General features: G+C 48.5%; 16 protein-coding genes and 2 rRNA genes. 14 read left to right on the top strand and 4 right to left on the bottom strand.

The genetic code is table 11. The annotated features are described in order from the left end of the window. Window positions 1–41: 41 nt before the first annotated feature. Window positions 42–4,334 carry a S8 family serine peptidase gene (locus MHB46_RS12560; protein ID WP_341162484.1) on the bottom strand — a complete coding sequence of 1,431 codons (4,293 nt, stop codon included), beginning with the start codon at window positions 4,332–4,334 and terminating at the stop codon, window positions 42–44. A gap of 365 nt (window positions 4,335–4,699) precedes the next feature. On the opposite strand from MHB46_RS12560, the gene MHB46_RS12555 reads away from it, so the two are divergent. Beyond that, complete coding sequence (locus tag MHB46_RS12555; RefSeq protein ID WP_061830773.1) at window positions 4,700–5,632, top strand: manganese-dependent inorganic pyrophosphatase; 933 nt, start codon at window positions 4,700–4,702, stop codon at window positions 5,630–5,632. 62 nt (window positions 5,633–5,694) lie between these two features. Here the strand turns inward: MHB46_RS12555 and MHB46_RS12550 are convergent, their stop codons facing one another. The 3 genes from MHB46_RS12550 to MHB46_RS12540 form a co-directional block, all read right to left on the bottom strand. After that, on the bottom strand, window positions 5,695–6,618 hold the full coding sequence (locus MHB46_RS12550; RefSeq protein ID WP_341162483.1) for an alpha/beta hydrolase: 924 nt from the start codon (window positions 6,616–6,618) through the stop codon (window positions 5,695–5,697). After that, entirely contained in the window at window positions 6,603–7,145 is a 543-nt protein-coding gene (locus tag MHB46_RS12545) for a MarR family winged helix-turn-helix transcriptional regulator (RefSeq protein ID WP_069290889.1), read from the bottom strand. Before MHB46_RS12545 ends, MHB46_RS12550 begins: the two co-directional genes overlap by 16 nt. Before the next feature lie 110 nt (window positions 7,146–7,255). Further along, window positions 7,256–8,221 (bottom strand): ATP-dependent DNA ligase, encoded by a 966-nt coding sequence (locus MHB46_RS12540; RefSeq protein ID WP_165179634.1) that lies wholly within the window; start codon window positions 8,219–8,221, stop codon window positions 7,256–7,258. A gap of 193 nt (window positions 8,222–8,414) precedes the next feature. Between MHB46_RS12540 and MHB46_RS12535 the strand changes: the two genes are divergently transcribed. The 13 genes from MHB46_RS12535 to MHB46_RS12475 all read left to right on the top strand — a co-directional run bounded on the left by MHB46_RS12535 (window position 8,415) and on the right by MHB46_RS12475 (window position 25,789). Further along, complete coding sequence (locus MHB46_RS12535) at window positions 8,415–8,690, top strand: GNAT family N-acetyltransferase (RefSeq protein WP_134903211.1); 276 nt, start codon at window positions 8,415–8,417, stop codon at window positions 8,688–8,690. 289 nt (window positions 8,691–8,979) lie between these two features. After that, window positions 8,980–9,546 carry a DUF420 domain-containing protein gene (locus MHB46_RS12530; protein WP_013308403.1) on the top strand — a complete coding sequence of 189 codons (567 nt, stop codon included), beginning with the start codon at window positions 8,980–8,982 and terminating at the stop codon, window positions 9,544–9,546. Between the two features lie 182 nt (window positions 9,547–9,728). After that, window positions 9,729–11,003 carry an ABC transporter substrate-binding protein gene (locus tag MHB46_RS12525; protein WP_061830677.1) on the top strand — a complete coding sequence of 425 codons (1,275 nt, stop codon included), beginning with the start codon at window positions 9,729–9,731 and terminating at the stop codon, window positions 11,001–11,003. A 63-nt stretch (window positions 11,004–11,066) separates the two neighbouring features. Continuing rightward, a complete protein-coding gene (locus tag MHB46_RS12520; protein ID WP_061830675.1) occupies window positions 11,067–11,948 on the top strand; it encodes a carbohydrate ABC transporter permease in 882 nt (293 codons plus the stop codon). After that, a complete protein-coding gene (locus MHB46_RS12515) occupies window positions 11,948–12,838 on the top strand; it encodes a carbohydrate ABC transporter permease (protein WP_069290894.1) in 891 nt (296 codons plus the stop codon). Before MHB46_RS12520 ends, MHB46_RS12515 begins: the two co-directional genes overlap by 1 nt. Window positions 12,839–12,888: 50 nt before the next feature. After that, window positions 12,889–14,715 carry a protein O-GlcNAcase gene (locus tag MHB46_RS12510; protein WP_341162482.1) on the top strand — a complete coding sequence of 609 codons (1,827 nt, stop codon included), beginning with the start codon at window positions 12,889–12,891 and terminating at the stop codon, window positions 14,713–14,715. Between the two features lie 100 nt (window positions 14,716–14,815). After that, the gene (locus MHB46_RS12505) at window positions 14,816–16,354 is read left to right on the top strand and encodes a DUF4127 family protein (protein WP_341162481.1); all 1,539 of its coding nucleotides are present in this window, start codon (window positions 14,816–14,818) and stop codon (window positions 16,352–16,354) included. Between the two features lie 5 nt (window positions 16,355–16,359). Next, a complete protein-coding gene (locus MHB46_RS12500) occupies window positions 16,360–17,079 on the top strand; it encodes an N-acetylmannosamine-6-phosphate 2-epimerase (protein ID WP_341162480.1) in 720 nt (239 codons plus the stop codon). After that, window positions 17,057–17,896, top strand: coding sequence for a MurR/RpiR family transcriptional regulator (locus MHB46_RS12495; protein ID WP_341162479.1), 840 nt, complete (start codon window positions 17,057–17,059; stop codon window positions 17,894–17,896). Before MHB46_RS12500 ends, MHB46_RS12495 begins: the two co-directional genes overlap by 23 nt. A 153-nt stretch (window positions 17,897–18,049) precedes the next feature. Next, complete coding sequence (locus MHB46_RS12490) at window positions 18,050–18,988, top strand: ROK family protein (protein WP_445667592.1); 939 nt, start codon at window positions 18,050–18,052, stop codon at window positions 18,986–18,988. 25 nt (window positions 18,989–19,013) lie between these two features. Next, window positions 19,014–20,624, top strand: coding sequence for an FAD-dependent oxidoreductase (locus MHB46_RS12485; protein ID WP_341162478.1), 1,611 nt, complete (start codon window positions 19,014–19,016; stop codon window positions 20,622–20,624). A gap of 396 nt (window positions 20,625–21,020) precedes the next feature. Next, window positions 21,021–22,576 (top strand): 16S ribosomal RNA (locus tag MHB46_RS12480). Window positions 22,577–22,861: 285 nt separating this feature from the next. Then, window positions 22,862–25,789: ribosomal RNA gene (locus tag MHB46_RS12475) — 23S ribosomal RNA — on the top strand. The 16S and 23S rRNA genes sit together here, the layout of an rRNA operon. The last annotated feature ends 108 nt before the right edge of the window (window positions 25,790–25,897 follow it).

Genomic DNA, 25,897 nt, shown 5'->3' with positions numbered 1-25,897 from the left:
GCAGCTTTGGTTATAACACGGCTCGGGAGGCTTTTCTATTGTTAGTTAATCAGCGAAGCTTTTTGTAAAAGCACGTGAAGAACCTTGGCGGATGCCTCACGGGTTGTAGGTGCATTCGGCTGGAAGTAGGAGGAGCCTTTAATCGCTTCTCCGTTGATAATACCTGCTGCACTTACTTTTTCAATACTGTCCTTGGCATAGCCTGCAAAGGATGAAGCATCATGGTACGGTGTGCGTGCAGGGCCATCGGCTGTAGCTTTGATTTGAAGCAGGTCTACAGCTTTACCCAGCACGACAGCAATTTCTTGACGACTGATATTAGCGTTCGGATCAAACTTGTCGCTGCTGCGACCCGTAATCAAACCAGCTTCATAAGCGGCTGCTACATCGCCGGAGTACCAGCTACCTGCCGGGATATCACTGAATGGTGCAGCGGTACCTGGTGTCAGGCCGAGTGCTCGGGTTACCAGGGCTGCAAATTCTGCACGCGTCACGTTCTTCTTCGGTGAGAAAGTCGTGTCAGTCGTGCCGTTAATCAGCAACTTGTTCGCCAGTGATTGAATTTCCGATTGGGCATACGACGATGAAATATCTTCAAAGCTAACGGGACGTGTCGCCGCTGCATACGTCGAGAAGCCCGGACGGCTTACCTTGACGACGGTAGATCCATCAGCCTGCTTAGTGAAGACGGATGGAACGGGATAGACATTTTCATTTGCCGTATAGAGTACACCGGCTGTATTGGAATCAACTTGACCAGGTACGGTAAAGGATCTGCTAATAAACTGTCCTGGAGCAACTTTGAGCGATTGACTCTTGCCACCAGTGACAACATTAGCTTCAAACCCTACCGGGGTGCCGATCACATTGGAGCCTTTCAGCTTACTTGTAAAAGTGCTGCTCGCCTCTGTCTGGCTGCTGATTACCACTTCAATGCCTGCACCAGCAGGAACATTTTTCAGAGCGGATACTGGCAAAGCCATAGAAGAGCCTGTATTGCTTACAATCAAGCTGCTTCCTGCTGAAGCCTTGCCCAACGTTACCAGTTGTGTGGAAGTGAGCGATGCCTTCGTCGTTTGGCCTGCTTGGCTAGTGGCCGACAGTACAATAGCTGTCGGGCTGGAACCTGCTGCTGTCACGGCAGCCTGCAAATCTGCATCGGTTATTGTCAGCGACTGTATATTATTGTTCAATGCAATGGCTGTAGTGATAGTTTTAACAGCCTGTCCTTGTTTCACAACGCTTTGAAGTGAAGGTGCAGATGTAGGGACGGGAGTGGATGTGTTCGTTGTAGCAGAAGGTGTAGTATTGCTTCTGCCGCCACCTCCACCACCTCCGCCTCCACCACTACCGCTGGATGCGGCGCTATTATCCACACGAATAGCTTTAGTGGCGGTGAACAGTTTAGGACCATCGGTATTGCGTTCGACTTCACCCTTTTCATTCAGTTCCGGAGAACTGACTTCCAGCTTGTACACGCCATCTTTCAAGTGTTGAATAACGGGCTGACCGTTAGCATCCAGCACAGGCTTGCCATTGTCATCTAATTCGACGTAACTTCCGTCAATACCCTTAAAGGAATATGCGCCTTGTTTGAGGCGAGCGTTAGGTCCTTGTTCTTTGGAAGTCGTTATTCCATCAATCAGACCGATCAATTTATCATCTACGCCGTATACATAAAGCGCGATCTGGTTGGTTTTATCTGTGGTCAGGCGAAAAGCCAAATCTGTTGAGCGCTGAGCACCTGTCCGACTTGGGTAAATAATCGGGTTGGTGACACTCAAGTCCTGCAAACCGAAGCCAGTTGTAGGATTTTCTTTGCCTACATGAACGACGAACGGCAGATGAAGGGTTGGCAGTCCGGCGCTTTTCAGAATAACTTCCCCTTCATATACACCTGTGGCTGCACCCGAATTTGGTTGTACAGACAGGAAGAACGGTTGCGATTTACCTGGTTCTGCCGAGATTGCTCCATTCGCGCCCACACCTTGCAACTGAACGGCAATGTTGCTCACGTCAGGTGTAGCAATCGGTTGAGTTGGATCAGAAGTTACATTATCATGTAAAACGGTGCTCGCTTCATATTGCACAGTGTTAGCCGACAAGTTTTTGAGTTGAAGCTGAATCTGCTTCGCATCACTACCAGGTCGTAACACCCCGAAGCTGGCGGAAGGATTATTATTCACAACCTCCTGCCGATTAAAGTTTTTGTCGAGAATCGTAATCTTTTCGACGGTTTCCAACAGGGCTGGCGTCTGAATCGCATTAGCGATGTTTACAAGGCCTGCACCTTGGGAATACACATCATATTGGATTTTATCCTCATCAAAGAGTGTAATCGAAGTGTTGGCGAGCGCAGCGCGGATATCAAACGGTGTCCAGTTCGGATGCTGCTGCTTCAGCAGTACAGCAAGTCCAGCCACATGTGGAGACGCCATACTTGTACCGTTGCTACGTTTGTAAGCCTGCTCATACGATGCATCTGGATAGAACTTGGCGAAAGCAGGGTAGGTTGATAAAATGCCAACACCTGGTGCGCTCACGTCTGGTTTGATACTGAGCAGTTCATCTCCGTTCGGTCCGCGGGAGCTGAAATCGGCCATGGTATTACCTGCATTATCTGTGCGAATATAGTCTGCTCCAAAGGAAACTGAGAACTTTTCTCCAGCGTTGTCTACGATTTGTTTAGCCAGTGCACGGCCTTCCTTACCTTTCATGTCAAAGGTTGGAATAAAGTCAAAGCTGTCACCCAAATTGGAATTAACGTAGTCATCGCGACCTGAAATACTTTCCCCTAAATCAGCTTTGGTGATGTCGCCCGCTTTCGTATTCCCATTAAAAACGATAACAGCCTTCGCACCGTTTTTTTTCGCATTTGCGATTTTATCCACGAATGCCAAGTTGCCGCGTGAAACGAGGACGATTTTTCCTGCTACGTCTTTCCCTTCAAAATCATCAGGTTGTCCCAGATTTGCATATACGAGCTCATAAGGGGCAGTTCCTAAAATGGAGGCAAAGTCTTCTCTGCCTGTCTCCCAGCCCATCAAATTAAAATCATAATGTGCATAAGCATCATTAGTTACGGTCTTTTTCAATTCACCGTTAGCCTCCCAATAGGTGTCACGGGTGACCGAAGCTGTACCCGAGAAGCTTTTGCTCGGGGAAGTGGCTGCACCAACGGAAATCGCCAGCTGTGATGTTGCGGGAGAACCCATGGAATAAAAATAGGGGCCTTCCTGTGCCGCATTACCATTCGCTATGACCGCGACTACGCCGGAAAGTACAGCATTATTAATAGCAATGGAGTCGGGGGAGTTCGGGTCCTTTTCGGAATCCGAGCCCAGCGACAGGTTAATGACGTTCATACCATCTTTGACAGCGCGTTCAATGCCATCAATGACCTGTGCGGAGGAACCGGAGGAGCGTCCCGTCTTGGTATTGCGTCCAAGCACTTTATACACGTATAAGTCCGATTTATAGGCAATACCCTTTTGTACAATATCCGAGGATTTATTTGCGGCTTTACCGGCAATCGTGCCGGAGACGTGAGTACCATGTGTCGTTCCGCTAAAACCTGTGCCGTATGGGTCATTTTCTTTTTCAAGGAACGGTTCCTCGTAAGGGTCGTTGTCCTGTTCAAAAGAGTCATATCCGCCTTTATAGGCTTCTTTCAAATCCGGATGCTCATAATCGATACCGGTATCAATAACCCCGACCTTGATTCCCTCGCCATTCAATCCTTTGGCCCAGGCTTCAGGAACACCAATCTGGTCCAGCGGTGCGTTATCATAAGTGGCTTCACTGGCTGTAAGTGTTGGCGGATCCTGTACGGGGATGGAATAATACGTTTTGTTTTCATGAATGGATTTTACGCCTGGCAGTTTAGCCAGTTCTGGAATCTTATTGGCTGGCAGTGTGACCTCCAAGCCGTTAAGCACCGTGTTGTACTGGTAATTCACTTGGAGAGAAATACCATGCTCAGCGGCTTGGTCCACGAACGTAGTTTGCTCGGTGGCAATCGCGGATTCCGCTTTTTGTTCAGATTGAGCTGTGAAAGCTTGGACGCCTGAACGTGCTGCATATTTGTCCACGGCTAAGGGCTCACCATCAAGCTGTACGATGACTCTGACCTGGCGGGAAGAGTCTGTGCTTAGCTCTGGTGAAATGAAGGCCGGAGCCGCCTCAATAGTCAATGCTTGCTGAGCTTCCAAAAATGAGTTGATTTGCAGATCTGCGGTAGCAGCAGAACTGACAGACGGCAGAGACAAGCTTACCGTCAAGGCAAGTGCGAGTGATACGACAGGTATTTTTTTCAAAATGATCGGCTTTTTCAAAGATTTCCCTCTTTTCAATCAAAATATGATATGTCTACATACTAGGATTTGAAGCCACTGCCGTTGTTCTCACGCCTCCCTTAATATCTAAAATAATAGAATTGACCACTGGTGACTAACTTGCCAGTTTTGAGGCATATCTTACCATATTGGTGGGATATATTACTATATGTTTTTTATATTTTTAGAAAAAATAAGGGTAACATTACATGTAGATTCCATGGAAATGTTATGAATTTACTAGATTATTTTTGAAAACAATCAAAGGGGAATGGGAGAATGCGAGATTTAATGATATAATCTGCATTGGAATTGTTGAGGTTTCACAATCATGTAAAATGCCTAAGGCAAAGGAGTCGATTATGTTGGCAAAAACGTTGATTTTCGGGCATAAAAATCCGGATACGGATACCATTTGCTCAGCTATTGCTTATGCAGACTTAAAAACCAAACTGGGCGCGGACGTAGAGCCGGTTCGTCTAGGCGAGGTGAACGGGGAAACGCAGTATGCACTGGATTATTTCAAAGTGAGCGCACCACGTTTGGTTGAGCAGGTTGCTGCTGAAACGGACAACGTCATTCTGGTCGATCATAATGAACGCCAGCAAAGCGCCGCTGATATTGACAAGGTACGTGTAACTGAAGTCATCGACCATCACCGGATCGCTAACTTTGAAACAAGCCAGCCGTTATACTTCCGAGCTGAGCCAGTGGGTTGCACAGCCACCATTTTGAACAAGCTCTACAAGGAAAATGGTATAGCGATTCCGAAAGAAATCGCAGGTCTAATGTTGTCCGCGATTATTTCCGATTCCCTGTTGTTTAAATCCCCAACCTGCACGGATCAAGACGTAGCTGCTGCTCGTGAACTGGCTGAAATTGCTGGTGTAGATGCAGATCGTTACGGTTTTGACTTGCTTAAAGCGGGAGCTGATTTGAGTGGTCATACCATTGAACAGTTAGTAAGTCTGGATGCCAAAGAATTTCAGATGAATGGTCGCAAAGTGGAAATTGCTCAAGTGAACGCAGTAGACGTCAACGATGTGCTATCGCGTCAAGCTGACCTAGAAGCTGCATTATCCCAAACCATTGAGGCCAAAAATCTCGATCTGTTCCTGTTCGTTGTAACAGACATTGTGAACAGTGATTCCATTGGTATTGCCCTGGGAAGCCAAGCACAAGCGGTTGAGAAAGCCTATAATGTTCAGTTGGACGACAATAAGGCTGTTCTAAAAGGCGTTGTATCGCGCAAATCGCAAATTGTGCCTGTATTGACTGACGCTTTTAACAGTTTGTAATGATAAATAATAAGCCTCCTGAACCCGACTGTATGATGGCAGTGGGAGCAGGGGGCTTATTTTTATTTCTTCAGTTCTGCCAGGACGTCCCCGATGCGGAATTCAAATGCCAATTTCAACTGATCGCTCATCAGGTGCCAGGCGTTTTCAGCTACAGCGAGATCGCCGCTATGGGTAAAGGCATGTGCGGCACCCATGTATTTTTTATACTTCACAGGGACATCTGCTTTAATCAGCCGTTTGGCATACAACTCGGCTTCGTCAGCCAAGGAGTCCAACTCCGCGGTTATGATCAGAGCAGGAGGGAGATTATGTAGTGATTCTGCAAAAATGGGGGAAACTAACGGATTTCGCGCCTCATCTGGTGAGTTCAGATAACTTTCATTAAAGATTTTTGCTACTCGTGGTGGAATCCCCTTCTCGAATTGGGGCTTCAATTTGGGATTTGTAGCAATATCCAGTGGTGGGTAATCCAGTACCTGATATACAATCGGAAATTCCTTGCGCTCTCGGGCCATAAGACACAGCGCTGCCGCTAGATTGCCACCCGCACTGTGTCCCCCAACCGCAATGCGTTGAGGATCTACGTTAAGAACATCAGGATGCTCGTACAACCATTGGGTCACATCATAGCTTTCCTGTAGCGGGATAGGGAATTTATGTTCCGGGGCCAAGCGATAATCGACATTAACGACGACGCAATTCGCACGTTCAGCAATGACCGGACACCAGGGATCATCCATTTCGGCGCTACCCATTACAAAGCCGCTGCCATGGAAATTTACAAATACAGGGAGTGGATCAGCAGACCGGTGAGAAGGTTCATATACAATCACCATGGAGTCACCAACAGAGGTGGGGATGATCCTTTCTTTCCGATGTACTTTGGGAGAATGCGAAGGTTTGAAATCGGACGCAGCTACCATTCTGCCATCCGATATGCGGGCAAGTTTGACGAACAGTTTTTGTCTCAGTCTTCGCACCATTTTTCTCTCTCCTCTCTGGAGTCGGTTAGACGCGAACCTTTAACATCTTCAAACGCAGAACGTACACGTGACAAATAGGTTTGGAACTGACAGATTTCCGACTCACTAAAGTCTGACATCAAACGTGACGCCAGCCCTACGAAAAAGGGATCCATCTGTTGAATTTTACTTCTTCCTTTATCGTTCAGGGACACAAACACTCCCCGCTTGTCATTGGGATCGTCATATTTATTAATGAATCCCTCTTGTTCGAGAGAAATAACCATAGAACTGATTGCTGCCCGGCTTACACCCATCTTATCAGCCAAAGCAGAAGGAGATGACATTTCATCTCTTTGCGCTGAAAGTACACAAAGCGCGATATATTGCCCGTAGGAGAGACCAAATTCACGTGAACGTTTTTCCATATTCTTACGTATTTCATACGTTATGGAAAATAAATCTACCAAAACACCAATCGGTTTATTGCCACCTGGAAAGAGATTATAGGCCAGTTGACGAATTTCGGAGTCCAAAAAAAAGAACATGCGATCCACCTCGATGTAGTTAATTAGTTAACTGTAATTTAATTAACCACTGGTTGCAATGATTTATACAAACTTTGTTCCGCATTTTTTTAAAATATATCTGTAAAACGTCATATCCAGGGACCGATACACTGATCGAGGCCCTGATTCACAAAGGCTTGTATGGAGGGCTGACGCAGGGTACGTCCTTCTTGCCACCGCCACTCACTATATTGAACCTTGGCGGTATACATGGGTTGCACCCAAAACGCATCTTGATGCCGATCCGGTTTATTGCTAAAGGGTCGTTCCGATATGGTATGTGGCAGCAGGCGCTCGGTAAGCTGACGCCAATCTCCCCGAGTCAGCTTACCCGTACCCACATGCCCGATATAGCGCAGCATTCCTTGTTTATCATATTGGCCCAGCAACACAGCGTTGATAATGCCTCCGTTCAGGGTATAGCCACCGATAACGGCAATGATATCGCCATAATTTTTGACCTTGAGCCATCGTCCGTCCTTTCCGCCCAATGTGTACGGACTATCCAGCTTTTTACACACAATGCCTTCCATTCCTTGGCTGCACATGACCTGAAATAGAGCTTGTCCATCAGGATGAGCGGGAGCCAGTTGAATCCGTTCATTCGGTATGATGATCTGATGCAGCAGTTCAAGCCTTTCCTGTAATGGTTTAAGATGAACCCACTCCCCGTTCAGATAAACAATATCAAACAACATGTAAGTAGCGGGTACAGCTTTATAGGCTGACTGAATTCGATCCGTCCGACGAATCAGATCCCGTCGCATAATTTCATGGAACGATGGCTTACCGTCGGCACCGAGTGCGATCATTTCCCCGTCCAATATGACCGAATCAGCCTTACAGTAGGAGGGGAAGAGAGCAAGCTCCGGGTATAAAAGCGTTCGTTCGTGCTGTTTGCGGTTGAACAGACGCGTGCTGCCCTGGTCGTGATACGTCAAAATTCTCGTACCGTCCCATTTTATTTCGTAACGCCAAAGGCCTGTTGCATCTACAGGTACTTTTTCGCTCAGTTCCGGTTCAAACGGGATGACAGGTTTTAATTCCGTACGCAACGCAGCACCTCCCTTGCCTTCATTGGAATAAATATAGTGTCGACGATAGATCCTATTTTATGTATGTGATGTTTCGCTGATTCCTAAATAGGGGAATGATAAGGATATCTTGCGTCGGCATGAAGTGATTACAGTAAATTCGTAGCATGGAGTTGTAACGGGATGTTCTTCAGTCAGAAAGGAGATTGGTTTCATGAGACAAATTCGCGAGGAGGACCATGCAGTAGTCATGGTGGATGATGGACAGGTAGTTGCAGAAGTAGGCTATAAATCCATAGATGACCACTCATTGGTCATTGACCATACATTTGTATCCGAGCAGTTACGGGGTCAAAAAATCGGTAAGGAGCTTATCGACCGAGTGGTTGATATGGCAAGGAATGAGCATAAAAAGGTTATTCCTGCTTGCTCGTACGCGCTTGCTCTGTTCAAGCGCCATCAGGAATACAGTGACGTATGGCAGCAATGAATATGGATCATCAAGGCTGCTTAATTGCATAACCGATACAACACCGGAGCGGGTAATCAGACCTTCCCGGTGTTTTTTGTGTGCATAAAGCTTGTAAAATCAATGCATTCTACCGTTGATATAGGGAAGTAAAGGGCTATTCTCAAATGTTGAAGCATATTTTCTGACAGATGGCTATGAAATTGTTCATACTGTTGTCACTTCACAGGCTGTCCATGAGTTCTATATAATATATTATGGTTATGACTACAACAGTAACGAAAACCTGAATTTAACGAAGGAGACGCTCATGATGAATAAAGCGAGTGAGGACAAGCAGTACGTTCCAACGAGCAATCGTAATTTTACAGCCTTGATTATCACCGTTTCCATTATAGCCAACGTGATTATTTTGCTGCTGTTCTTTTCGCCGATCGGATACCAGGGTAGTGTGAGTTTTGATCTCACTATTTTCCCAAGGCTGAATGCGATTTTTAACAGCTTCACATTTATTTTTCTGGTGGCTGCACTGGTTGCTATTTTCAAAAAGAACATTAAGCTTCATAAGACCTTTGTTTTACTGGCCTTCGCCAGCACCGTTTTATTTTTATTTTCCTATCTGACCTTTCACTACATTTCGCCGGAAACTGCAAAATATGGTGGGGTGGGTATCCTTCGGCCGATTTACTTTACGCTGTTGATTTCGCATAGCATACTGGCTGCGATTATTGTACCGCTGGCCCTGTTCACGGTTGTATGGGGATGGACGATGCAGGTAGCAAAACATCGTAAGATTGCACGCTGGACGATGCCGATTTGGCTATATGTGAGCTTGACCGGGGTACTGGTGTACGTTTTCATGGCCCCATACTATTAATAGATTAAACCCTTTGCGGGTTGATTTAGGGAAATGGCGTCTCTGCTGAAGAGACGTCTTTTTTGTATCCAATAAAAGAAAAATTATTCCTTCTAAATTTATTTTATTGAAAAAACGTTCCTTCTTTAGCGGCATTTCTGCTATAATTTGCCTTAATCAACTAAGAACAAGGGGGTCACCATGTGACAAAGAAAGCGAAAGGCAGGTTACGGTTGCTTGTATCTATGCTAGCGCTGGTTGTACTGCTGAGCAGCTGCGGTGGTGGAGGATCAAAGTCGGAAAAGGTTGACGGAGGGAAAGTAACACTGCAATTTTGGACCATTGCACTACAACCTACATTTACCCCGTATTTCAATCGGGTGATTGCCGATTATGAGCAGAAGAACCCCAATGTCAAAATTGACTGGAAGGATTACCCTTATGACGCAGTAACCAATAAGCTGTTGACAAGTATCGCTAGCAACAGCAGTCCAGATGTAGTCAATCTCAATACAGAATTTGCTAGCCAAATGGGCTCCAAGGGTGCTGTTGTTGATATGAATGAGCATTTGTCGCCCGAGGAAAAGGCTGCTTATTTCGAGGGTATTTATAATTCTACAGTTATTAACGGTAAAGCTTATGCGCTACCCTGGTATACCGGTACAGAAGTGCTTTACATGAATACAAAGCTGGTCAAAGCTGCCGGATTGGACCCTGCCCATCCGCCCAAAACCCGGGAGGAATTGTCTGAATGGGGCCGTCAGATTAATAGAAAAATTGGCAAGGCAGGCTATGCTCAGCAGCTTGTATCCAAGCTTTTCGCTGTGGACGGCATTCCTATCCTAAATAAAGAAAAGACAGCAGCGGCGTTCAACACACCAGAAGCAGTCACTATGATTGATAATCTAAAAAAACAGATGGAAGATGGCATTGTACTCAAGGAAGACGCTGAATTCTCACAACAAGTGAAATATTATGCCGGCGAGCAGGTTGCTTTCGAGCTGGCAGGCCCGACGTTCATCAATTTTATCAAAACGGCAGCGCCGGATGTTTATAAGAACACAATTGCTGTCCCTGTCCCAACCGGCAAAGCCGATGTGCGGCTCTCCAACTCCATGGACCTGGTCGTACCTGCTAAGTCTGCACATGTGGACGAAGCAGTGAAATTTGCTGTTTTCTTGACAAACGCAGAGAGTCAAACAGCTTTTTCTAAAGCGGCGAATACACTACCTTCCACGAAAGACTCCATTAAAGATCCATATTTTACTCAGTCTGACAAATCATTAGAAGCACAAGCCAAGGTAGTATCCGCGCAAAGCTTGGATAAGGCGACAGATTATATGGTCGGTGTGCCTAATGCCAAAGATGTGAACAGTGCCATTGCGCGAGCTTTACAAAATATGGTATTGAACGGCACGGATACGAAGCAGACGCTTACTGCTCTGGAGCAGGAAGTGAACGATATTTTAAAGCAATAGGTTTGACAGGGGAGTAAGTGAATACTCCCCTGTTCATTTATCAAAATCAGGTGGTGATGCAGCATGATCAAATGGTTGAGGTCGGAGTCCTTTACGGCCTGGGCCTTTATGACGCCGGGACTGTTATTGCTTGCCGTCTTTGTATTTTGGCCTATTATTTACAGCATTCCGCTGGCATTGACGGACTACTCTGTCATATCAGACACCCATTTTGTCGGCTTGGATAATTTTGAAGCGGCGTTTAAGGACCGTAACTTTCTTATTTCGATTTGGAACTCATTGTTGTACGTGCTCATTGTCCCCTTTCTTCAAATTTTCTCCATCCTGATGGCTGTGCTTGTGAATAGCCGTATCCCGGGAATTAAAATATTTCGTACGACCTACTACATCCCTGTTGTGACTTCGATGGTAGCGGTAGCCTTAATTTGGAGCTGGCTGTTGGGCAAAAACAGCATAGTGAACTACTTGCTCATGCAGGTCGGCTTGATTAGCAAAGACATACACTGGTTATCGGACAGCAACTTGGCTTTGTATGTACTAATGTTCATCACAATGTGGAAGGGACTCGGGTATTATATGATGCTCTATCTGGCTGGATTACAAAATATTCCCCAAGATCTGTACGAAGCCGCTAGAGTCGACGGAGCAAGCCGATGGCGTCTGATTGTCCATATTACTCTTCCGCTGCTGAGACCCTACGTTCTGTTCTGTACCCTTATATCGCTCATGTCAGCTATTCGCGTATTTGATGAAGTGTATGTACTAACCAAGGGTGGGCCGGGAACGGCCACGTTGACATCCAGCTTGTATATTTTTCAAAAGGGCATGGAGCAGTTTAATTTTGGATATGCTTCCGCGCTTGGCTTAATTGTCGGTGCAATGATTGCCGTACTTAGTATTATCGTATTCCGATTCAATAGGAAAGGCGGTGTCAATCCCTATTGATGAATCTAAAGGATGACAAAATGCTACGCTCATCTCTTCCTAAAAAGGAAAGCAGCCGCATCATGCGCAGTCTTGCTCGAATACTGAGAATGACGGTCATCTACGTGCTTCTAGTGCTACTCGCCCTCTTTTTAATGGGACCGTTCCTATGGCTGCTCAGCGTATCCCTCATGCCAGGCCGCAACATTTTTTCAACGCCACCCGCTATTTTTCCGACCTTTATTGATTTCGACAACTACGTTCAGGTGTGGCAGTTCATGAATTTTCCAAAGTATATGCTGAATACGGTCATCATTACGGTGTTGGGCGTTGTGCTCAATGTGGTGCTCGCCAGTCTGACAGGATATCCCTTGGCTGTATTTCGTTTTAAGGGTAAAAATCTGGTGTTTACGCTGCTGATTGCCACGATGATTATTCCTTCCTACACCGCATTTATTGTGCATTATCTGACCATTCAAGGGCTTCATCTAGGCAATACCTATTTAGGTGTGGTGTTGCCTGGGGCAGTCTCCGTTTTCAACATTTTTCTAATGCGACAGACGTTTATTCATATTCCTACCGATGTGCGTGATTCCGGTAAAATGGACGGCGCTTCTGAGTTCCGAATTTGGTGGCAGCTGGTGCTTCCGCTGGTCAAGCCAGCGCTGGCTGTAATCTCTCTATTGGAGGCGATGTCGTTCTGGAACAGCTTTCTGTGGCCTATCGTTATTTTGAACGATACGGAGCTATATCCGCTGGCAGCTGCGCTCACGTATCTCAACGGTCAATTTGCCTATAACTTCGGCTGGATTGCTGCAGGCACAATGATTTCGGTACTGCCGATCATTATATTGTTCCTGTTTACGCAGCGCTACTATATGGAAGGTCTGGCGGGAGCGGTAAAAGGATAAGCCAGTAGTCACGGCTACGAAGAGCCTGTGAAGGGAAGGAGACGATTGCGATGAAATTGTCCAAAGGAATGGGGCCTCATTCAGGTGAAGGGCTATCACGGCAGGAGATACAATATTATTTTCGTGATGTGTATGACAGCGGGGAAAGGCTGGTTATCTCCGAACCGCGACTGATCTGTGAACTGTCCTCTCGCTTTGCAATGAATCAGGAGTATGAAGGTGTGCTGGACCCTGAGGGACCGATCAAGCTCATTGTACCTCCAGGACCGGGTGTACCGACTGAAACACGGGGAAGCGTACAGTTGGTGCTCGAATATGACGGAACGCTTGCTGCAGACGGATATCGGTTGGACATTCAGAAGGACGGGCGGATTGAAATCCACGCTTCCAATAAAAGAGGGCTCAAATACGGTATGGATGCCCTGCATCTCCTGATTCAGGTGGAACAGGAGCGATGTACTCTGCCGGTGATGTCTATTCGGGATGAGCCTTCCTTTCCGGTCAGAGGAATTATTGAAGGCTTCTATGGGAAACCGTGGAGTTTCGCGGATCGGCTGGATGCCGTTCGTTTTATGGCTGCGCATCGGATGAACACGTTCATGTATGCCCCCAAGGATGATCCATATCATCGTGAGCTATGGAGAGAGCCGTACCCAGAGGATACGTTTGCCCAGATTTGCGAATTGAAGGAAGCCTGCGAACGGCATGAGATTGATTTTCATTACTGTATCAGTCCAGGGAACGACCTGAGCTTTGGCAGCGATGAAGATTTCCTCAAATTGACGGAAAAGCTGGCGGCCGTGATTGCGATTGGCGTACGTAATTTTTCTGTATTAATGGATGACATTGACTACGTACTCAAAGGGGAAAATCGACATTTGCTGGGCCGATCGGGTCACGCTCATGTCTTTTTGACGAACAAGGTTCACACATGGCTGGCTGAACGGCTGCCTGAGTTTACACTGACAGTCTGTCCTTCGGAATATTGGTCGTATTGGGATACCGAATACAAAAAGGATTTCCGTGAGCGGCTGCATCCGGAGATTAAGGTGTTCTGGACGGGGTACTTTGTTTTTGCCCCACAGATTAGTCGAGAGCACGCCGCTGATAATCATGCATTCTTCGGACATGAGCTGTGGCTGTGGGATAACATCCCAGTGAATGATTGTGACCATGATCGGTTATTCCTTGATCCGCTGCGCGGACGGTATTCCGGGCTAGCGGACTGCGGACATACCGGTATGGTGGCCAACCCGATGAATCAGTGGGAATGCTCCAAAGTGACGCTCATCACGATGTCCCACTACATGTGGAACAGTGAACGGTATATGCCTGAGCTATCTTGGGAATGGGCTGCGCAGGAGTTAGTGGGAGAGCGTGCGGATGAACTGATGTTTTTCTGTCGTCAAAATAGGAACAGCCGACTAGGCGGCAACACGTATGAGGACGTGGACCTTGCTTTGAAAATGCGCGATATCCCTGCGCTGGATATGTACTTTGAGCGGCTGCTTCAGGCGGTGAGCGTCCTGCGGAATGTGCCTGCCGATGATCTAGCCGCAGGGTTCGTGTCCCAGGCTGCACCGTGGCTGGAACGTGCCGAGCTGGATGCGGGCCTGTGGCAGGTGTTGCGTCAAGCTGCGCTCAGCAGCGAGCGACAGGACGATGCACAGTCGGGGGAGAGCAGCACGTCGAGCGAAGCAGTTGAAGGCCCAGAGGCGTTGCCTCTGACGGACGAAATCGCAGGAGAACTGCGACGCGGTATCACTGCTTGCTTAGAAGCGGAGGCTCGGCTGGGTAGCAATCCGGCGATCCGAGCTGCCGCGCAGTGGGGTTATGTGGATCAGGATGAACAAGGCAAATATCGGCTGATCTTGTAAGTGTCTGCGATGGATTAAGAAACCAAGGCAGCATAGCTGCCCTGAAAATAATCATTTGCCGTTAGGATAACGGTAATTTTCAGGAGAGGTGGAATGTACGGTGAAGTCAAACACCCGATTACTTTTTATACCGCTGGATGAGCGGCCCTGTAATTATCAATTTCCTTATTTACTGGCACAAGGCACAGACTTGGAAATGGAGCGGCCCCCATTAGAATGGATGGGACAAAAGAAAACCCCTGGCGATACGACCAGACTATGGGCATGGCTCGAAGAACGCGCAGCGACTGCTGATGGAGCCATTGTTGCGATGGATACGTTGCTGTACGGAGGAATCGTACCTTCTCGACTACACGGTATGTCGAGCGAGCAGGTCAGAGATAGAGTGAATCGGCTTCGCAAGCTAAAGCAGCTATATCCGCAACTGACTCTGTATGCATTTCAACTGATTATGCGTTGTCCGCAATACTCTTTGGCTGATGAAGAACCGGATTACTATGCCGATTGGGGTCGTGAGATATTCAGAAAGGGCTTCATTGAACATCGTCAGGAGCTGGGGATCGCTACCACAGAAGAGTTGCTCGAATTAGCTGATATTAATGAGCGTTTGCCAATGGAAATACTGGATGATTATCTGGGGCGTCGCCATGTGAATTTGGAGGCCAATGAAGTTGCACTAGATCTCGTAGCAGAAGGTGTCATTGATTTTATGATCATCCCACAGGATGATTCGGCTCCCTACGGCTATACCGCCAAGGATCAGCAGCGGCTAAGAAGTCGTATTTCTGAGCTTGGGCTGGATTTGAATGTATACATGTACCCGGGGGCAGATGAAGTGGGTTGTACGTTGCTGGCTCGTTGGGTTAACAAGATGAATAATGTAGTCCCACTGGTGTATCCCCGATTGTCTGCTTTGCAGGGGGCATTCGTAGTTCCGCTTTTTGAAGATCGCTATTTTTACGAAACCTTAAAATATCAGATTATGGCGGCAGGTGGGCTGATAGCTTCCTCTGCAACGGAGGCTGATTTGATTTTGTTGGCTAACACACCCGGTGACACGATGGCAGAGGCTTCATCCCAGCAGCGTGCAATGACCGGATATGATGTACATCGGAATGTAGTAGAGCTGGTTGAGTACGGTTCTTATATGCTGCAATATGCAGGTCAAAATGTTGCAGTTGCTGATGTGGGCTACGCCAACGGCGCAGATCTCAAGCTACTTAGACTGTTGAAGCAAAAAGGACTGCTTTTTAAGCTGGCAGGTTATGCAGGCTGGAATACCAGTTCTAACACGCTGGGCACCGTCATTGCCCAGTCTATGCTGTATACCCACTATGGCTCTACGGAGGAACATTTGGATTTTCTGTCGCTGCGCTACGCCGAGGATGCCTGTTATTGCGCTGTGGTACGTACGGCTATGAATAATGGGATTGTGGAGCAGATGGGTTTTACCAAGTTTATGCTCGATGGACCGAGAGGCTCGGTAGCTGCGGTTATTCGCGGACGGCTGGAGCACGCACTCAATGAATATGTGAACGGGCCAGAAGGCTGCGTGGAAATTACAGATTGCTACATGCCGTGGAACCGCACCTTTGAAGTCGGATTAACCGTACGGCATCATGCCGAGAAGAGAGGGTGATTCCTATGGGAATGGAAGGTGTGTTATCCAAAGTTCAGCACGGACTGATCGTATCCTGTCAGGCGCTACCAGGCGAACCGTTGCATGGAGCAGATTCTATGGTCAAAATGGCGCTTGCCGCACAGCAGGGTGGAGCTGTAGCGATTCGTGCCAATGGCGCATCGGATGTACGTGCGATTAAACAGGCGATTTCTCTACCAGTCATTGGCTTGATTAAGCGGGATTATGATGATTCTGATATTTACATTACGCCTACCCTTCGTGAAATGGAGGAACTGGTGGAGGCAGGCGCGGATATCATTGCGCTGGATGCCACATTACGACCGCGCCCAGCGGGATGCAAGCTGAAGAGGCTCATAGATTATGCCCATGAGCAGGGAGTTACTTCCATGGCAGACATTTCGACACTGGAGGAGGCGCTTCATGCGGCCTCTCTTGGCGCAGACTGCGTATCCACCACGTTATCCGGGTATACACCGTACTCTACTCGGATTGAGGGTCCTGATCTGGAGCTGGTTCGGAGAGCGTCAGAACTGGTTCCCGTTCCTTTAATTGCAGAGGGCAAAATCTATGATCCGGCGCAGGTTGAGGAAGCATTCCGAATGGGAGCACATGCAGTGGTCGTAGGCTCGGCGATTACCAGACCCCAAATGATTACGCAGCGGTTTGCCGATGCCGCAAGGAAGGCAGTGAAATGCATCTATGGAGATGAACGACCGAATTAACACGTATTATCCTTCATTAACGAAATCGGAGCAGAAAGTCGCCTTGTGCGTACTGGAGCATCCCGCAGACATCATATATTTCTCCGTGACAGAGCTGGCGGATTTTGCAGGTACAGGCGAAACGACCGTCATGCGCTTTTGCCGGAAGATTGGTTTCAAAGGTTATCAGGATTTCCGACTTTCCCTAGCGCAAAACCAGACTTATCGTAAAACTGATATAGGCGAGGAGAACATCGACCCAGATGACGAACAAGATATTACGCGTACGGTGTATCACAACATGCTCGATATTTTGCATTCCAGTATGGGGCTGCTGGACCATTCAGAGCTTGGTCGTGCGATTGCGTGTCTCGATCAAGCGGGCTATGTTCAATTTTTCGGTGTAGGCGCTTCGGGAATTTCTGCGCAGGATGCTAAAAACCGTTTCTTACGGATCGGGCGTCGCGCCGAGGCTGTGGCAGACGGACATATTCAGTCGATGATGGCGGTGTCCATGAACCCGGGTGATGTGGCTATCGGCATTAGTGTTTCAGGAAGTACGCTGGATACGAACGATATGCTGCATAAAGCCAAGCAAAACGGTGCAACTGTTATCGCAATTACGAATTATGCCAAATCACCCATTACCTCCATTGCGGATATCGTGTTGCTGACCGCAGGCAAGGAAGCTCCAATAGAAGGTGGTTCAATCGGCGCTAAAATCTCACAACTATTCGTGATTGACCTCATCTGCGAAGGGCTTGCTCGCAAGCATACGAATCACACCAAACAGATGAAGGAAAAAACAGCGAGGGCCGTTATTGAACGAAGCTATTGAGATTTTTCAGTTGTGAATTGAAAACTTGTGCTCCGACAGTTCAATGACTTGTGTTTGTGGTGCTTATGAATGGCTAATTCAAGTATTGCTATTATATAGAAGGTTTGTACAAAGAGCTAGTAAGCTTTTATGTAGGGCAACAAGGAGGTTGGTGTGGTGGTAGCTGCTGTGAACAGAGTCATTGGAATCGACATTGGGGGCACATCGGTGAAGGCCGCCATAGTGGCACGGGACGGATCGGTGCTTGATGAAATCCGGCTGGATACGGACGCTTCCCGTGGACGTGAATGGGTGTTGTCGCAGGTGTCAGAATCTGTGCTCGGACTATTGCGTTCTTTTGGGGATACCAGCATCGGTGCCTATATAGATATAGGCGCTCTAGGCATTGCTACTGCTGGCAGAGTAAATGTGGAGAGCGGCGTAGTTGTGTATGCCACAGATAACCTACCTGGCTGGCAAGGTACATCCTTAGTAACTTGGGCTAAAGAAAAACTGGCTTTACGAGCGGTTGCTGATAATGATGCGAACGCCGCTTTACTTGGAGAAGCGTGGCAGGGAGCGGGGAAAGGCAAGCGACGCTTGGTGATGCTCACGTTGGGAACAGGTGTCGGAGGTGCATATATGGAAAATGGCCTCTTGTGCAGAGGGGCTCATTGGAGCGGCGGTGATTGGGGGCACAGTATTCTATACCACGGAGGACACCCCTGTAATTGCGGAAAAAAAGGGTGCGCCGAGCAATATGTATCGGGGAGCGCCCTGTTACGTCGAGGTAGGGAACACGTCGGTAAATTGTACCGCTCGGGAAACGAGATTGTGAAAGAGGCCGTTCACGGTAACCAGGAGGCAATCCAGGTGCTGGATGATTACACCGCAGATTTAGCTGTACTTCTAGCTAACATCTCGGTGACTCTTGATCCTGAGGGGATCATTGTAGGCGGAGGAGTAGCGGACACGGGAGAGGTCTGGTGGCCCATGCTGGAGAAGCATCTGCACCAATTTGGAGTTCAAACGGAAGTAAGTCGGGCATTGTTGGGCAATCGCGCTGGAATCATCGGCGCTGCACGGCTTGCCTTCGAAATGACCGAGTCCTAGTACAAGAATGAAAGGGGAACGAACCATGACGCAAAAACGGCTTGATACCGACATTGTTGTGATTGGCGGAGGTCTGGGGGGGACATCGGCAGCTCTTGCGGCGGCGAAGGCTGGCATGAGAGTCATCGTGACAGAGGAGACGGACTGGTTAGGGGGGCAGTTAACTTCACAGGCGGTTCCTCCAGATGAGCATCGATGGATCGAACAATTTGGTTGCACAGCAACATACCGTGAGTTCCGTAATCGTGTACGTGAATATTACCGTCAGAACTATCCGTTAACCGAAGAAGCTCGAAATAATCCCATTCTCAACCCTGGGAACGGTTGGGTAAGCCGTCTGGCCCATGAACCACGGGTAGCTCTGCGGGTGCTTGACGATATGCTCGCTCCCTATTTGAATACGGGGCGCGTTCATGTATACTATCACACCGTGCCTATTGCTGTTCAGACGGATGGGGACTGTATTACTTCTGTAACTGTCCGTACCTCGAATAGCGCTGATCATAAGTGTGGATTTAGAGTGCTGCACGGAACGTTTTATCTGGATGCGACAGAGTGTGGTGATCTCCTTCCAATGGCGGGCGTGGAGCATACGAGTGGAGCGGAGTCGCGGGCTGCTACGGGTGAACCTCATGCACTGGAGTGTGCTAACCCTTTTGATATGCAATCTATCACACATGTGGCTGCCGTAGACTATATTCCCCGGGAAAGCTTCATTATAGAGCGGCCGCAACAATATGATTTCTGGAGAGATTATATTCCTTCCTTTTCCCGTTTTCCGATTTTGAGCTGGTTTGCTACAGACGCGGATGATACCAGTAAACTAAAACAGTTCACATTGTTTCCTAACGATCAGGGCATTGTATCCTTATGGGATTATCGTCGTATTGTAGATCCCTCGATATGGAGCGAACCGCTAAATGATGGTGAGGTAACTCTTTTAAACTGGGCGCAAAATGATTATTACCTAGGGCCATTGATCGGTGTTACCGCTCAAGAGCAGGCAAAACATCGAGAAGGAGCGCGTGAGTTGACTCGTTCATTAATATATTGGCTTCAAACCGAAGCGCCCCGATTAGATGGAGGGTTCGGCTATCCGGGAATTCGACCACGGGGTGATATTCTCGGCACTTCTGACGGTCTGGCTAAAACGGCTTATATTCGCGAGTCACGCCGAATTCAGGCCAATTATATGATATCTGAGTTTGATGTAAGTCGTGAGCTTCGGGGAGAAGAGGGTCCTAAGCGATATACAGACAGTGTAGGTGTAGGTAGCTATCATTTGGATCTTCATCCAACTACGGTATCTCAGCGAACATTCTACATCCCTAACTATCCCTATGAAATTCCATTGGGCTCACTTATTCCGGTGAGGGTGCGCAATTTACTTCCTGCCTGCAAAAATATAGGGATGACCCAAATAGCCAATGGCTGCTATCGATTGCATCCTACAGAATGGAATATAGGAGAATCAGCGGGAAGCCTAGCGGCTTACTGTGTCTCCAACGAAGTATATCCCATTGAAGTGAGCCGATCAGCAGAGCATCTTGGATGTTTTCAAAATGTTCTTCTTCGCCAAGGTGTGGAACTGCACTGGCCTGCAGAGGTATTTGAGCCAGAGGAAGTTATCAGCTAATGAAGGGGCAACTAGCCCCTCGACTGATTTTAAATGAGCTGAAAGATGAGTGGATTTATTCTAAAATAAAAAAAACAAAAAAAAGTGCTTGCTAAGTTGCTGAGGTTTATGATATATTATTTGAGCTGACAACAAAACAGCAGTTTCAAAAGCGAAAAGCTTGGGTGAAATGATCTTCAAAAAAAGAAAAAAAATAACCCTTGCATTTTTGAAACAAACATGATATGATCTTATAGCTGCTGAAAAACGCAGCGAAAGAGAAAAGTTTGATCTTTGAAAACTGAACAACGAGTGAGTAAAATGATTTTGCTTGCAAAATCAAACAAGAGATATTTTTATCTCGTCAGTTTCAACATGAGCTTATCGCTCTTTCTATAAACCAACTTCGGTTGGTCTTTAATGGAGAGTTTGATCCTGGCTCAGGACGAACGCTGGCGGCGTGCCTAATACATGCAAGTCGAGCGGGGTTATGTAGAAGCTTGCTTCTACATAACCTAGCGGCGGACGGGTGAGTAACACGTAGGCAACCTGCCCACAAGACAGGGATAACTACCGGAAACGGTAGCTAATACCCGATACATCCTTTTCCTGCATGGGAGAAGGAGGAAAGACGGAGCAATCTGTCACTTGTGGATGGGCCTGCGGCGCATTAGCTAGTTGGTGGGGTAAAGGCCTACCAAGGCGACGATGCGTAGCCGACCTGAGAGGGTGATCGGCCACACTGGGACTGAGACACGGCCCAGACTCCTACGGGAGGCAGCAGTAGGGAATCTTCCGCAATGGGCGAAAGCCTGACGGAGCAACGCCGCGTGAGTGATGAAGGTTTTCGGATCGTAAAGCTCTGTTGCCAGGGAAGAACGTCTTGTAGAGTAACTGCTACAAGAGTGACGGTACCTGAGAAGAAAGCCCCGGCTAACTACGTGCCAGCAGCCGCGGTAATACGTAGGGGGCAAGCGTTGTCCGGAATTATTGGGCGTAAAGCGCGCGCAGGCGGCTCTTTAAGTCTGGTGTTTAATCCCGAGGCTCAACTTCGGGTCGCACTGGAAACTGGGGAGCTTGAGTGCAGAAGAGGAGAGTGGAATTCCACGTGTAGCGGTGAAATGCGTAGAGATGTGGAGGAACACCAGTGGCGAAGGCGACTCTCTGGGCTGTAACTGACGCTGAGGCGCGAAAGCGTGGGGAGCAAACAGGATTAGATACCCTGGTAGTCCACGCCGTAAACGATGAATGCTAGGTGTTAGGGGTTTCGATACCCTTGGTGCCGAAGTTAACACATTAAGCATTCCGCCTGGGGAGTACGGTCGCAAGACTGAAACTCAAAGGAATTGACGGGGACCCGCACAAGCAGTGGAGTATGTGGTTTAATTCGAAGCAACGCGAAGAACCTTACCAGGTCTTGACATCCCTCTGACCGGTCTAGAGATAGACCTTTCCTTCGGGACAGAGGAGACAGGTGGTGCATGGTTGTCGTCAGCTCGTGTCGTGAGATGTTGGGTTAAGTCCCGCAACGAGCGCAACCCTTATGCTTAGTTGCCAGCAGGTCAAGCTGGGCACTCTAAGCAGACTGCCGGTGACAAACCGGAGGAAGGTGGGGATGACGTCAAATCATCATGCCCCTTATGACCTGGGCTACACACGTACTACAATGGCCGGTACAACGGGAAGCGAAATCGCGAGGTGGAGCCAATCCTAGAAAAGCCGGTCTCAGTTCGGATTGTAGGCTGCAACTCGCCTACATGAAGTCGGAATTGCTAGTAATCGCGGATCAGCATGCCGCGGTGAATACGTTCCCGGGTCTTGTACACACCGCCCGTCACACCACGAGAGTTTACAACACCCGAAGTCGGTGGGGTAACCCGCAAGGGAGCCAGCCGCCGAAGGTGGGGTAGATGATTGGGGTGAAGTCGTAACAAGGTAGCCGTATCGGAAGGTGCGGCTGGATCACCTCCTTTCTATGGAGAATCGTTTCCTGCAACGGAAACATTCAAATATGAAGCGTATGCTTCAAAAACTACTCACTCGTTGCTCAGTTTTGAGAGCTCAAACTCTCAAAAAGGCTGGTTTTTTACAGCTTTGCACCTTGAAAACTGGATACCGAAACGAAATTGCGTTTTAGAATATTCCTTTAAGCTGATCTTGTGTAAACAAGTGAAATAAAGGTAGCTGCCTTGAATTTCATTCACACGTAAGTGTTGAACCGAAATTCAAAGCAAATCGTATTTACCATGTAAATACTAGGTTAAGCTACAAAGAGCACACGGAGGATGCCTAGGCGCCAGGAGCCGACGAAGGACGTGGCGAACAACGATAAGGCCTCGGGGAGCTGTAAGCAAGCTTTGATCCGGGGATGTCCGAATGGGGAAACCCGGCTGTCTTCATCGACAGTCACTTTCTGCTGAATACATAGGCAGAATAGAGGCAGACCAGGGGAACTGAAACATCTAAGTACCCTGAGGAAGAGAAAACAATAGTGATTCCGTCAGTAGCGGCGAGCGAACGCGGATTAGCCCAAACCAAGGAGCTTGCTCCTTGGGGTTGTGGGACGTCTCACATGGAGTTACAAAGGAACCGGTTAGATGAAGAGGCCTGGAAAGGCCCGCCAGAGAAGGTAAAAGCCCTGTAGTTCAAAACTTGTTCCCTCCGAGACGGATCCCGAGTAGTGCGGGGCACGTGAAACCCCGTATGAATCCGGCAGGACCATCTGCCAAGGCTAAATACTCCCTGGCGACCGATAGTGAAGCAGTACCGTGAGGGAAAGGTGAAAAGCACCCCGGAAGGGGAGTGAAATAGATCCTGAAACCGTGTGCTTACAAGAAGTCAGAGCCCGATCTATGGGTGATGGCGTGCCTTTTGTAGAATGAACCGGCGAGTTACGTTCCCGTGCAAGGTTAAGGTGAAGAGCTGAAGCCGCAGCGAAAGCGAGTCTGAATAGGGCGACTTGAGTACGTGGACGTAGACCCGAAACCGGGTGATCTACCCCTGTCCAGGGTGAAGGTGCGGTAACACGCACTGGAGGCCCGAACCCACGCATGTTGAAAAATGCGGGGATGAGGTGGGGGTAGCGGAGAAATTCCAATCGAACCCGGAGATAGCTGGTTCTCCCCGAAATAGCTTTAGGGCTAGCCTCGGAAAAAAGAATCGTGGAGGTAGAGCACTGATTGGGTGCGGGGCCCGCAAGGGTTACCAAGCTCAGTCAAACTCCGAATGCCATAGATTTAGTTCCGGGAGTCAGACAGTGAGTGCTAAGATCCATTGTCGAAAGGGAAACAGCCCAGACCATCAGCTAAGGTCCCCAAGTGTGTGTTAAGTGGGAAAGGATGTGGAGTTGCACAGACAACCAGGATGTTGGCTTAGAAGCAGCCACCATTGAAAGAGTGCGTAATAGCTCACTGGTCGAGTGACTCTGCGCCGAAAATGTAACGGGGCTAAACACACCACCGAAGCTATGGCTTGATGCTTGCATCAGGGGTAGGGGAGCGTTGAATGCGGGTTGAAGGTGTACCGTAAGGAGCGCTGGACTGCATTCAAGTGAGAATGCCGGTATGAGTAACGAAAAGATCTGTGAGAATCAGATCCGCCGAAAGCCTAAGGGTTCCTGAGGAAGGTTCGTCCGCTCAGGGTAAGTCGGGACCTAAGGCGAGGCCGATAGGCGTAGTCGAAGGACAACAGGTCGAAATTCCTGTACCACCGTAATCCGTTATGAGCGATGGGGTGACGCAGTAGGGTAGTGACGCGGACTGATGGATGTCCGTCTAAGCAGTGAGGCTGGTGTGTAGGCAAATCCGCACATCGTAAGGCTGGGCTGTGATGGGGAGCGAAAATTGTAGTAGCGAAGGTCATGATCTCAGACTGCCAAGAAAAGCCTCTAGCCAGGAGAAGGTGCCCGTACCGCAAACCGACACAGGTAGGCGAGAAGAGAATTCTAAGGCGCGCGGAAGAACTCTCGTTAAGGAACTCGGCAAAATGACCCCGTAACTTCGGGAGAAGGGGTGCCTCGGTAGGGTGAATAGCCCGAGGGGGCCGCAGTGAAAAGGCCCAAGCGACTGTTTAGCAAAAACACAGGTCTGTGCGAAGCCGCAAGGCGAAGTATACGGGCTGACGCCTGCCCGGTGCTGGAAGGTTAAGGGGAGTGGTAAGCCCTTCGGGGCGAAGCTATGAACCGAAGCCCCAGTAAACGGCGGCCGTAACTATAACGGTCCTAAGGTAGCGAAATTCCTTGTCAGGTAAATTCTGACCCGCACGAATGGCGTAACGACTTGGGCGCTGTCTCAACGAGAGATCCGGTGAAATTTTAATACCTGTGAAGATGCAGGTTACCCGCGACAAGACGGAAAGACCCCATGGAGCTTTACTGCAGCTTGATATTGAATTTGGGTACGATCTGTACAGGATAGGTGGGAGCCGTTGAATCTTGAGCGCCAGCTTGAGAGGAGGCATCCTTGGGATACCACCCTGATCGTATCTAGGTTCTAACTTGGTACCGTGATCCGGTGCGAGGACAGTGTCAGGTGGGCAGTTTGACTGGGGCGGTCGCCTCCTAAAGAGTAACGGAGGCGCCCCAAGGTTCCCTCAGAATGGTTGGAAATCATTCGAAGAGTGCAAAGGCAGAAGGGAGCTTGACTGCGAGACCTACAAGTCGAGCAGGGACGAAAGTCGGGCTTAGTGATCCGGTGGTACCGCATGGAAGGGCCATCGCTCAACGGATAAAAGCTACCCTGGGGATAACAGGCTTATCTCCCCCAAGAGTCCACATCGACGGGGAGGTTTGGCACCTCGATGTCGGCTCATCGCATCCTGGGGCTGAAGTAGGTCCCAAGGGTTGGGCTGTTCGCCCATTAAAGCGGTACGCGAGCTGGGTTCAGAACGTCGTGAGACAGTTCGGTCCCTATCTGTCGTGGGCGTAGGAAATTTGAGAGGAGCTGTCCTTAGTACGAGAGGACCGGGATGGACGTACCGCTGGTGTACCAGTTGTTCCGCCAGGAGCACCGCTGGGTAGCTATGTACGGAAGGGATAAGCGCTGAAAGCATCTAAGCGTGAAGCCCCCCTCAAGATGAGATTTCCCAGTATGTAAGACCCCTTGAAGACGACGAGGTAGATAGGTTGGGGGTGGAAGTGCAGTAATGCATGGAGCTGACCAATACTAATCGGTCGAGGGCTTATCCTAAGAATAAAACGCAAATGAGTTTCGGATCCAGTTTTCAGGGTGTAACCTTGAAGGTATGTAGAAATACATACAACAAGCGCATGGCTATTCATTCGCACGATAAGTGAT

This window comes from Paenibacillus sp. FSL H7-0703, assembly GCF_038003485.1.
GTDB classification, from domain to species: domain Bacteria; phylum Bacillota; class Bacilli; order Paenibacillales; family Paenibacillaceae; genus Paenibacillus; species Paenibacillus polymyxa_B.
The sequence above is the reverse complement of the archived record's forward strand: the minus strand, read 5'-3'. Positions and strand labels throughout refer to the sequence as shown.

Coding starts and splice junctions, on each gene's coding strand:
- MHB46_RS12510 (WP_341162482.1), top strand. CDS start 12,889: ATGAAATTGTCCAAAGGAATGGGGCCTCATTCAGGTGAAGGGCTATCA.
- MHB46_RS12550 (WP_341162483.1), bottom strand. CDS start 6,618: ATGGTGCGAAGACTGAGACAAAAACTGTTCGTCAAACTTGCCCGCATA.
- MHB46_RS12500 (WP_341162480.1), top strand. CDS start 16,360: ATGGGAATGGAAGGTGTGTTATCCAAAGTTCAGCACGGACTGATCGTA.
- MHB46_RS12485 (WP_341162478.1), top strand. CDS start 19,014: ATGACGCAAAAACGGCTTGATACCGACATTGTTGTGATTGGCGGAGGT.
- MHB46_RS12530 (WP_013308403.1), top strand. CDS start 8,980: ATGATGAATAAAGCGAGTGAGGACAAGCAGTACGTTCCAACGAGCAAT.
- MHB46_RS12520 (WP_061830675.1), top strand. CDS start 11,067: ATGATCAAATGGTTGAGGTCGGAGTCCTTTACGGCCTGGGCCTTTATG.
- MHB46_RS12515 (WP_069290894.1), top strand. CDS start 11,948: ATGAATCTAAAGGATGACAAAATGCTACGCTCATCTCTTCCTAAAAAG.
- MHB46_RS12545 (WP_069290889.1), bottom strand. CDS start 7,145: ATGTTCTTTTTTTTGGACTCCGAAATTCGTCAACTGGCCTATAATCTC.
- MHB46_RS12495 (WP_341162479.1), top strand. CDS start 17,057: ATGGAGATGAACGACCGAATTAACACGTATTATCCTTCATTAACGAAA.
- MHB46_RS12535 (WP_134903211.1), top strand. CDS start 8,415: ATGAGACAAATTCGCGAGGAGGACCATGCAGTAGTCATGGTGGATGAT.